8 protein-coding genes and 1 pseudogene are annotated in these 8,046 nt (G+C 72.1%); 4 read left to right on the top strand and 5 right to left on the bottom strand.

Annotated elements, in window-relative coordinates; all coding sequences use genetic code 11:
• A pseudogene (locus GP2_RS20465) lies at nt 1-740 on the bottom strand (hypothetical protein); the annotation flags it as partial.
• Nucleotides 741-930: 190 nt separating this feature from the next.
• Nucleotides 931-2,334 (bottom strand): NAD(P)H-quinone dehydrogenase, encoded by a 1,404-nt coding sequence (locus GP2_RS20460; RefSeq protein ID WP_006902554.1) that lies wholly within the window; start codon nt 2,332-2,334, stop codon nt 931-933.
• A 323-nt stretch (nt 2,335-2,657) separates the two neighbouring features.
• Here GP2_RS20460 and GP2_RS20455 point away from each other — a divergent pair, with 323 nt between their 5' ends.
• Nucleotides 2,658-3,140: a gamma-glutamylcyclotransferase family protein gene (locus tag GP2_RS20455; protein ID WP_040527621.1), complete on the top strand. Its 483-nt coding sequence runs from the start codon at nt 2,658-2,660 to the stop codon at nt 3,138-3,140.
• Nucleotides 3,141-3,204: 64 nt separating this feature from the next.
• On the opposite strand, the gene GP2_RS20450 is transcribed toward GP2_RS20455, so the two are convergent.
• Together GP2_RS20450 and GP2_RS20445 are read right to left on the bottom strand one after the other, a co-directional pair.
• Nucleotides 3,205-4,413: an amidohydrolase gene (locus GP2_RS20450; RefSeq protein ID WP_051997289.1), complete on the bottom strand. Its 1,209-nt coding sequence runs from the start codon at nt 4,411-4,413 to the stop codon at nt 3,205-3,207.
• Nucleotides 4,410-5,111 (bottom strand): enoyl-CoA hydratase/isomerase family protein, encoded by a 702-nt coding sequence (locus GP2_RS20445; protein WP_006902551.1) that lies wholly within the window; start codon nt 5,109-5,111, stop codon nt 4,410-4,412. The genes GP2_RS20450 and GP2_RS20445 overlap by 4 nt, the downstream gene beginning before the upstream one ends.
• 89 nt (nt 5,112-5,200) lie before the next feature.
• Between GP2_RS20445 and GP2_RS20440 the strand changes: the two genes are divergently transcribed.
• Nucleotides 5,201-6,004, top strand: coding sequence for a purine-nucleoside phosphorylase (locus GP2_RS20440; RefSeq protein WP_006902550.1), 804 nt, complete (start codon nt 5,201-5,203; stop codon nt 6,002-6,004).
• Between the two features lie 37 nt (nt 6,005-6,041).
• Nucleotides 6,042-6,734: a hypothetical protein gene (locus GP2_RS20435; protein ID WP_006902548.1), complete on the top strand. Its 693-nt coding sequence runs from the start codon at nt 6,042-6,044 to the stop codon at nt 6,732-6,734.
• 75 nt (nt 6,735-6,809) lie between these two features.
• Here the strand turns inward: GP2_RS20435 and upp are convergent, their stop codons facing one another.
• Complete coding sequence (upp, locus tag GP2_RS20430; protein ID WP_040527623.1) at nt 6,810-7,451, bottom strand: uracil phosphoribosyltransferase; 642 nt, start codon at nt 7,449-7,451, stop codon at nt 6,810-6,812.
• A gap of 106 nt (nt 7,452-7,557) precedes the next feature.
• On the opposite strand from upp, the gene GP2_RS20425 reads away from it, so the two are divergent.
• Nucleotides 7,558-7,914 carry a type VII secretion target gene (locus tag GP2_RS20425; protein ID WP_006902544.1) on the top strand — a complete coding sequence of 119 codons (357 nt, stop codon included), beginning with the start codon at nt 7,558-7,560 and terminating at the stop codon, nt 7,912-7,914.
• Nucleotides 7,915-8,046 lie beyond the last annotated feature (132 nt).

Raw genomic sequence — 8,046 nt, 5'->3', positions numbered from 1 at the left:
GGGGTCGGCACCAGGGGGGTGGCCGGTCCCGGTGGCGGCCCGCCCGTACCAGGCGCAGGAGTCGGCACGGCCGCCGGGGCGGCCGGTGACCCTCGCCGACCGAAGTCGCCGGCGTCGACGGTGTTGGCCGCCTGGCCACGGGCGGAATCGGCGCCGGAGGACCCGGCGAACACCGAACCGCCTGCGCCGCCGAGACCCACGACGGTGGCGGCCGGGCCGTCGGATGTGGTCGAGATACGGTGCTGGACCCGCTGCATCGGGGACGAGTAGGTGGAGCCCATCAGCCGGTCGGCCTCGTACCGGACGCCGGGTGCGTCCTCCGGGCGCTCGCGGAGACGCCGCCGCAGCTCCTGCAGATGGCCTTCCTGGCCCCGCGCCGCTCCGACGACGGCCACCGCGTCGCCGAGCGCATCGCCGACGAGGGTGGCCGAGTCGAGCGTCGAGTGCATCGCGGCGGAGAGCTCCTGCCCGGCCTGCACCGCGGCGTCGGCGGCCCGGCCGCGCAGGCCGTCGTCGGCGAACAACCCCTCCAGCCGGTCAGCGGCGCGACGCACCGCCTCGATCGCCTGGAGGATGGTGTTGACGTCGCCGGCGGCGCTGCCGGGATCCATGGTGTGCAGGATGTCGATGATCTCGTCGATCCCCAGCCCGGCCCAGTCGGTCCGGCCGCCGCCGAAGGAGACCTCGCCGGGACCTCCGCGGCCGAGAGCCTGATACAGGCTGCTGTGCGGCTCCGTCACGACGCCTCCCCCGATCCCGTGTGCGCCCTCCCCCGAGCAGCTCTTGAGGACGGGTTGCCCGACCCTACCGCGCCCGGGGCCCGCGCCGAGCCGGGGAACGTCCGTTGTGGACAGCTCGCGGGACGACTCGGCCCGACGAACGCGACGGCGTCGTGTGTTCGTTCGTCGTGTGTTGGTTCGTCGTGTGCTCCTAGTCCAGGTCGTCGTGGCGGACGAGCTGGCGGGCGGCCTCGGTGATGGAACCGGACAGCGAGGGGTACACCGAGAACGTCTGCGCGAGATCGCCGACGGTCAGCTTGTTCTGCACGGCGAGCGCGATCGGGAGGATCAGCTCGGAGGCGTTGGGGGCGACCGCGACCCCGCCGATGACCACGCCGGTCGCCGGGCGGCAGAAGATTTTCACGAAGCCGCGGCGCAGGCCGCTCATCTTGGCGCGCGCGTTGGTCGCGAGGGGCAGCATCACGGTGCGGGCGGGGTACTCGCCGGCGTCGATCGCCTTCTGCGAGACGCCGACGCTCGCGATCTCCGGACGCGTGAAGATCGCGGACGCAACGGTTTTCAGCTTGATCGGGCTGACACCCTCACCGAGGGCGTGGTAGACGGCGATACGCCCCTGCATCGCGGCCACGGACGCCAGCGGCAACAGACCCGTGCAGTCGCCGGCGGCGTAGATCCCGGGAACCGAGGTGCGCGAGACGCGGTCGACGCGGATGTAGCCGCCCTTGTCGACCTCGACGCCGGCACGATCGAGCTGCAGGTTCGCGGTGTTGGGGACCGAACCCACGGTCATCAGGACGTGGCTGCCGGTGACCGAGCGCCCGTCGGCGAGGTGCACGGTGACCGTGTCGCCGTCGCGCTCCACCTTGTCGGCACGGGCGTGCTTGACCAGTTCGACGCCGCGCTCGGCGAGTGCGTCCTCGAGGACCAGTGCGGCGTCCTCGTCCTCGTGCGGCAGCATCCGGTCGCGGCTCGACACCAGGGTCACCTTCACGCCGAGTTCGGTGTAGGCGTGGACGAACTCGGCGCCGGTGACGCCGGAACCGATGACGACGAGGTGCTCGGGCAGTTCCTCGAGGTCGTAGAGCTGGCGCCAGGTGAGGATGCGTTCGCCGTCGGGCCGGGCGTCGGGCAGGATCCGGGGCGACGCGCCGGTCGCGATCAGCACCACGTCGCCCTCGTAGCGCTCGGTGCTGCCGTCGGCGAGGGTGGCGATCACGCCGTGGGTCGCGACGCCGACCTGCGTCTCGTCGAGCACCGCGGTGCCCGACACCAGCTTCACGCCCTCGCTGACGAGGCGCGACCGGATGTCGGCGGACTGGGCGAAGGCGAGGTCGCGGACGCGCTGGTGGATCTGCGGAAGGCTGACCAGGGTGTCATCGGTCTTGATGTTGATGCCGAGGTCGACGGCCTTGCGGACCTCGGTGCGGATGCCGGTGGAGGCGATGAAGGTCTTCGACGGGACGCAGTCCCAGAGCACGCAGGCGCCACCGATGCCGTCGGAGTCGATCACCGTGATGTCGGCGCCGTAGGCCGCCGCGGCCAGTGCCGCCTCGTAGCCCGCCGGTCCGCCGCCGATGATGACGATTCTGGTCACTGTGCACTCCTGTCCTGCAACCGGTCTCGTCGCGGCGTCCTCGTGAGACACCGTGCGCCCCGGCGTACGTGTTGATCGGTGGGCGAACTGGTGTCGGACCGGGTCGGTGCCGACACCGTGGTGCCGGACCCCCGGTCCGGGTCGAGCCGCGCGGGGTGGTGCGTGCTCTCCCGGGCGACCGTGGCATGGGGTCGCGCCTGATACAAACCTAGTCCCGCGGGGTGGCGGGCCTCCACGCGGATCGTGCCATATGCGGCACATGCCATACCCCTCGGCGCGCGGGTCACCTTCCGGACGGGCCGTCGACACACTAGGCTCCACCCGTGCCGATTTATGCAGCCTACGGATCGAACATGGATCCCGAGCAGATGGCGCAACGCGCGCCGCACTCGCCGATGTCGGGTACCGGATGGCTCAACGGGTGGCGTCTGACCTTCGCCGGCGAGGACATCGGCTGGGAGGGTTCCCTGGCCACCGTCACCGAGGACCGCGACGACCCGAACGCCCGTGTCTTCGTGGTGTTGTACGACGTCACGCCCGAGGACGAGGAGCTCCTCGACCGGTGGGAGGGCTCCGAACTCGGCATCCACCGCAAGATCCGGGCGCGTGTCGACACCGCGGACGGTCCGGTCCTGGCCTGGTTGTACGTGCTCGACGCCTATGAGGGCGGCCTTCCCTCGGCCCGCTATCTCGGTGTGATGGCCGACGCCGCCGAGGTCGCGGGCGCCCCGGCCGACTACGTGCAGGACCTCCGTCTCCGCGAGGCCCGCAACGTGGGCCCCGGCCCCGGCCCCATCGAGCCCTGACCCGCAGCAGACGGACGGCCGGCGCTGTCGTCCATGCGATGTGCGCCGGCCGCCCTCCATCGTTCTAGGCGCTCTCCGCCGCGTTCTTGGCGCCGAGCACCACTCCGGCGAGGGTGCGCACGCCGATCGCGAGAGCCCGCTCGTCGAGATCGAAGTTGGGTGCGTGCAGGTCGACCTGGGGTCCGATCCCGTCCCACACCCCCAGGCGCGCCATCGCGCCGGGAACGTGCTCGAGGTACCAGGAGAAGTCCTCGCCGCCCGGTGACTGCGGCGTGTCGGCGATGGCGTCGGGACCGATCGCGGCGACCGACCGCTTGAGCATCCGGAACGCCACCTCGTCGTTCACCACCGGCGGCACCCCGCGGATGTAGGAGAGGTCGTACCGGACGCCGAGGGGCGCGACGAGTTCGCCGACGATGCTGCGCACCAGCGGCTCCAGTGACGCCCAGGTCCCGTGGTCGCCGGTCCGCACCGTGCCGCGGAGCCTGCCTTCCTGGGGAATCGCGTTCGGGGCGCTGCCCGCGTTGGCCGCACCCCAGACCATGACCGTCCCCGAGCGCGGGTCGACGCGGCGCGACAGCACGCCGGGCAGCCCGGTGATGACGGTGCCCATCGCGTAGACGAGGTCGCCGGTGAGATGCGGCCGGGAGGTGTGGCCGCCGGCGGAGTGGAGTTGCAGGTCGATGTGGTCGGCCGCGAACGTGAGCGGTCCCTGCCGCAGGCCGACGGTGCCCACCGGCAGACGGGGGTCGCAGTGGAGGGCGAAGATCCGTCCGAGACCGCTGGTGACGCCGGCGTCGATGGCGTCGAGCGCACCGCCCGGCATCACCTCTTCGGCGGCCTGGAAGATGAGCCGCACACCCACCGGGAGCGGCTGCGACCCGGCCAGCAGCTTGGCGACGCCGAGCAGGATCGCGGTGTGGGCGTCGTGGCCGCAGGAATGGGACACTCCTTCGACCGTCGACGTGAACGCCAGGCCAGTGTGCTCGGTGACCGGCAACGCGTCCATGTCGGCACGCAGGCCGATGCGGGGCTCGTCGCCAGGGCCGATGTCGCAGACCACGCCGGTGCCCAGGGGCAGGCGGCGCGGCTGCAGGCCGGCCTCGGTCAGTTCGCGCATCACCAGTTCGGTGGTGCGGATCTCCTGCCGGGACAGTTCGGGATGGGCGTGGATGTCGCGGCGCCAGGCGACCAACTCGTCCCAGTGGGCGGCGAGCCACTCGTCGATGGGACCGCCGCCCTCGACCGCGATGGCCGGCTCCGTCCCCGTCATGCCAGCACCCCGGCCGGCGTCGGGATGGCGAGGTCGGCCAGCAGCGGGCCGCGCAGGCCGCGCTTGATGAGCGTCAGGTTCGCCCCGACGGTCGCGGCACGGCCGGCGGCCAGCTCGGCCGCGCGGGCGGCGAGGTCCTCGACGGGGACCGCCTCGTCGACGATCCCGGCGGCCACCGCGTCGTCGGCGCCGTACCGGCGGCTGCTGTACATCGCCTCGGTCGCGGTGCGGTCGGGCAGCCTGGTGCGCAACAGAGTCGCCATCCCGCGGGTGAACGGCATGTTCAGCGCGGCCTCGGGAAGCGACCAGAAGCCGCGCTCGGTGCGCATGACGACCTGGTCGGCGCACAGCGCCAGCATCGCGCCGGCGCCGAAGGCGTGACCGTTGATCGCGGCCACGGTCGGCACCGGGAGGGTGAGGATCGTCGTGTAGAGCGCATGCACGCGATCGAGGTAGGCCGGCAACTGGTCCGGCGCGGCGAAGATGTGGTCGGTGTCGAGGCCGTTGGTGAAGAACTTGCCGGTCGCGGTCACGACCAGCGGGCGCTTCGGGTCCGCGGTCACCTCACCGAGCAGCCGCTCCACCTCGTCGAGCCAATCCAGGCGGAAGCGGTTCTCCGGGTTCGTCTCGTCGAGCTCGGCGCCCGGCGCACCGAGGTGGAGTTCGACGACGTCGCCGGTCTCGTTGAGATATGGCATGACCTGACCTTATCGCCCCCTGCTGCCCGCGACCGGCACGACCGCCGACGTTCCGCGCCGCGCCCGGGGCCGTTGATTAGGGTTGGCGCATGGATCCGACCGTTGACGCCGACGCCGCGGCCATCGCCGCGGCCGCCACCATCGCCGCCGAGACCGACGCCGCCGCACACGAAGTCGCGGTCATCCTCGGCTCCGGCTGGGCACCCGCGGCCGACGCCTTCGGCACCCCGATCCGGTCGTTGCCGATGTCGTCGATCCCCGGTTTCACCCCGCCCAGCGCCGCCGGACACGGCGGGGTGATCCACTCCGTCCACATCGGCACCCGCCGGGTCCTGTTGATGCTCGGCCGGATTCACGCCTACGAGGGCCACGATCTCGCGCGGGTGGTGCACCCGGTGCGGACCGCCGCGGCGGCCGGCGCTCACACGGTCATCCTCACCAACGCGGCCGGCGGCCTGCGCGAGGACATGTCGGTGGGCCGGCCGGTCCTGATCTCCGATCACCTCAACCTGACCGCCCGGTCCCCGCTCGTCGGCGCGCAGTTCGTCGATCTCGTCGACGCCTACTCCCCCCGGTTGCGCGAGGTCGCTCGTCGGGTCGATCCGTCCCTCGCCGAGGGGGTGTACGCGGGGCTGCCGGGGCCGCACTACGAGACCCCCGCCGAGATCCGCATGCTGCGAACCCTCGGCGCCGACCTCGTCGGCATGTCGACGGTGCACGAGACCATCGCCGCGCGCGCCGCCGGTCTCGAGGTCCTCGGCGTCTCCCTGGTGACCAACCTGGCCGCCGGGATGACCGGCGAGCACCTCAGCCACGCCGAGGTCCTCGAGGCTGGCCGGGCGTCGGCGACACATATGGGCGAACTCCTCGCCGAGATCATCGGCGAGCTGTAGAACCATCTGACGTGTGTAGACCCACCCGAGGAGCACGATGACCTACCCACCCGACGGATCCGGCGGCTACGGCCCCGGCGGATACCCCCAGAACCCGGACCCCTACTCGCAGGGCGGCTACCAGCCCGGGTACGGACCCGCCGGTTACCCGCAGGGCCCGCCGCCGCGGTCGCCGTGGTCGTCTCCGGCCGTCCTCGTGGCCATCGTCGCCGGTGTCCTGTTGGTGGCCGTGGGCGTGCTCGCCGCGTTCCTGCTCATCCCTGCCGACGACGACTCCGAGGAGAAGTCGGCCGCGAGCAGCACGCAGGCCACGCCGGAGACCGTGACGAACACCGTCACGCAGACCCCGGCCCCCGTGAATCCGACCACGACCACGACCACCACGACGGTTCCGAATCGTCCGCTGCCGACGGTGCCGGGTGCGGACTGGCAGGGATTCACCAGCGGCCCGCGCTGCAACGCGTCCGACGATCCGGCGGTCGCCATCGGCATGACCTCGCGATCGCGGGTCGTCATCTGCCAGGTCGGCAACCAGACCGGACGCTGGTACTACAAGGGCGCGGCCCCGAACGGCACCATCGAGCTGCAGTACCCGACGCTGACCGGCGACACGTTCGAGGCCCGCAACGGCTCGGTGCGCTACCTGGTGTCGCCGTCGAGCCTGACCATCGTCGACGGCGGCCGGGTGCTGTCCGACGAACCGATGATCGCCTACTGGTCGCGCGGCTGAGGACTCGCAGGGACCGCCCGTCGGCGTGCGGCTGAGGAATCGCGGGGACCGCCCGTCGGCGCGCGGAACGAGGCGTCAGTCGGCCGCGGAGGTCCAGCGCGGGCCGAACTGCCGGTCGCCGGCGTCTCCGAGACCCGGGACGATGTAGTTCGCCTCGTCGAGCCCCTCGTCGATCGCGGCGACGACCAGGCGGCACGGGTGGCCCGAGCGCTCCAGCGCCTCCACGCCCTGCGGCGCCGCGACGACGCACACCGCCGTGATGTCGGTGGCGTTGCGGGCGACCAGCAACTCCATGGTGTGCAGCATCGAACCGCCGGTGGCGAGCATCGGATCCAGCACGAACACCGGGTGCCCCGAGAGATCGTCGGGCAGCGACTCGAGGTACGGGACGGGCTGGGCGGTCCGCTCGTCGCGGGCGATCCCGACGAACCCGACCTGCGCCTCGGGAACCATCGCGTGCGCCTGCTCGACCATGCCCAGGCCCGCACGCAGCACCGGCACCAGCAGCGGCGGCTTGGCCAGCCGCGATCCGGTGAACGGGGTCAACGGCGTCTTGATCTGGACGTCGGCCTTCGGCGCCCCCGCCAGGGCCTCGTAGACCAACATCTGGGTGAGGTCCGAGAGCGCCGCGCGGAACCCGGCGTTGTCGGTGGTCTCGTCACGCATCGTGGTGAGTCGGGCGGCCGCGAGGGGGTGGTCGACGATCAGGCGTTCCATGCCGATCACCCTATTTCGTGGGCGTCACCGATGTGCGGGTTGGGAGGGGCCGGGGCCCCGCCGCCGACCGATGGAACCGGATCGGCCCGCGGCGCGTCGAAATCCCATGAGCCCGCACACCCCCGGCCCACGGTCCAACCCCTCGTCGACCGGTTCCACCGACGACGCCCGCCTGATGGTGGATTCCGCAGCGCTGCACCGTTTCTCGCAGACCCAACGCCACAGCGCGGCACTCGTGGGCGCCCATGCGCCGGGCCACGACGACGCCATGACCGGCCTCGCCACCACGTTCGGCCTGATCGGCTTCGAGTTCCTCGGCGCCGCCGCCGAGTTCCTGCGCCTCCACCAACGGACGCTGGAGGCCACCGCCCGGCGCCAGGAGGACCTGGCCACCACGACGCTGCGCGCCGACGCGGCCTACAGCTCGGGCGACTCCACCGCAGAGAAGGGGCTGAGCCTCTGATGTCGGGTGCCGAACTCCTCGTGGAGCCCCTGCGCGCCCTGCTCACCGCCCTGGGCACCGGCGTCCTGGCACCGGGCAACCCGGCCGAGCGCCTGCACACCGCCGCGTCCGCGGTCGACGCCGCGCGTGCGG

The organism is Gordonia paraffinivorans NBRC 108238 (assembly GCF_000344155.1).
GTDB lineage: Bacteria > Actinomycetota > Actinomycetes > Mycobacteriales > Mycobacteriaceae > Gordonia > Gordonia paraffinivorans.
This window is presented reverse-complemented; position numbering and strand designations above follow the sequence as displayed.

Excerpts from the sequence above, each read along its gene's own strand:
- GP2_RS20450 (WP_051997289.1), bottom strand. The coding sequence starts at position 4,413 with ATGACGGGGACGGAGCCGGCCATCGCGGTCGAGGGCGGCGGTCCCATC.
- GP2_RS20445 (WP_006902551.1), bottom strand. The coding sequence starts at position 5,111 with ATGCCATATCTCAACGAGACCGGCGACGTCGTCGAACTCCACCTCGGT.
- GP2_RS20440 (WP_006902550.1), top strand. The coding sequence starts at position 5,201 with ATGGATCCGACCGTTGACGCCGACGCCGCGGCCATCGCCGCGGCCGCC.
- GP2_RS20435 (WP_006902548.1), top strand. The coding sequence starts at position 6,042 with ATGACCTACCCACCCGACGGATCCGGCGGCTACGGCCCCGGCGGATAC.
- upp (WP_040527623.1), bottom strand. The coding sequence starts at position 7,451 with ATGGAACGCCTGATCGTCGACCACCCCCTCGCGGCCGCCCGACTCACC.
- GP2_RS20425 (WP_006902544.1), top strand. The coding sequence starts at position 7,558 with ATGAGCCCGCACACCCCCGGCCCACGGTCCAACCCCTCGTCGACCGGT.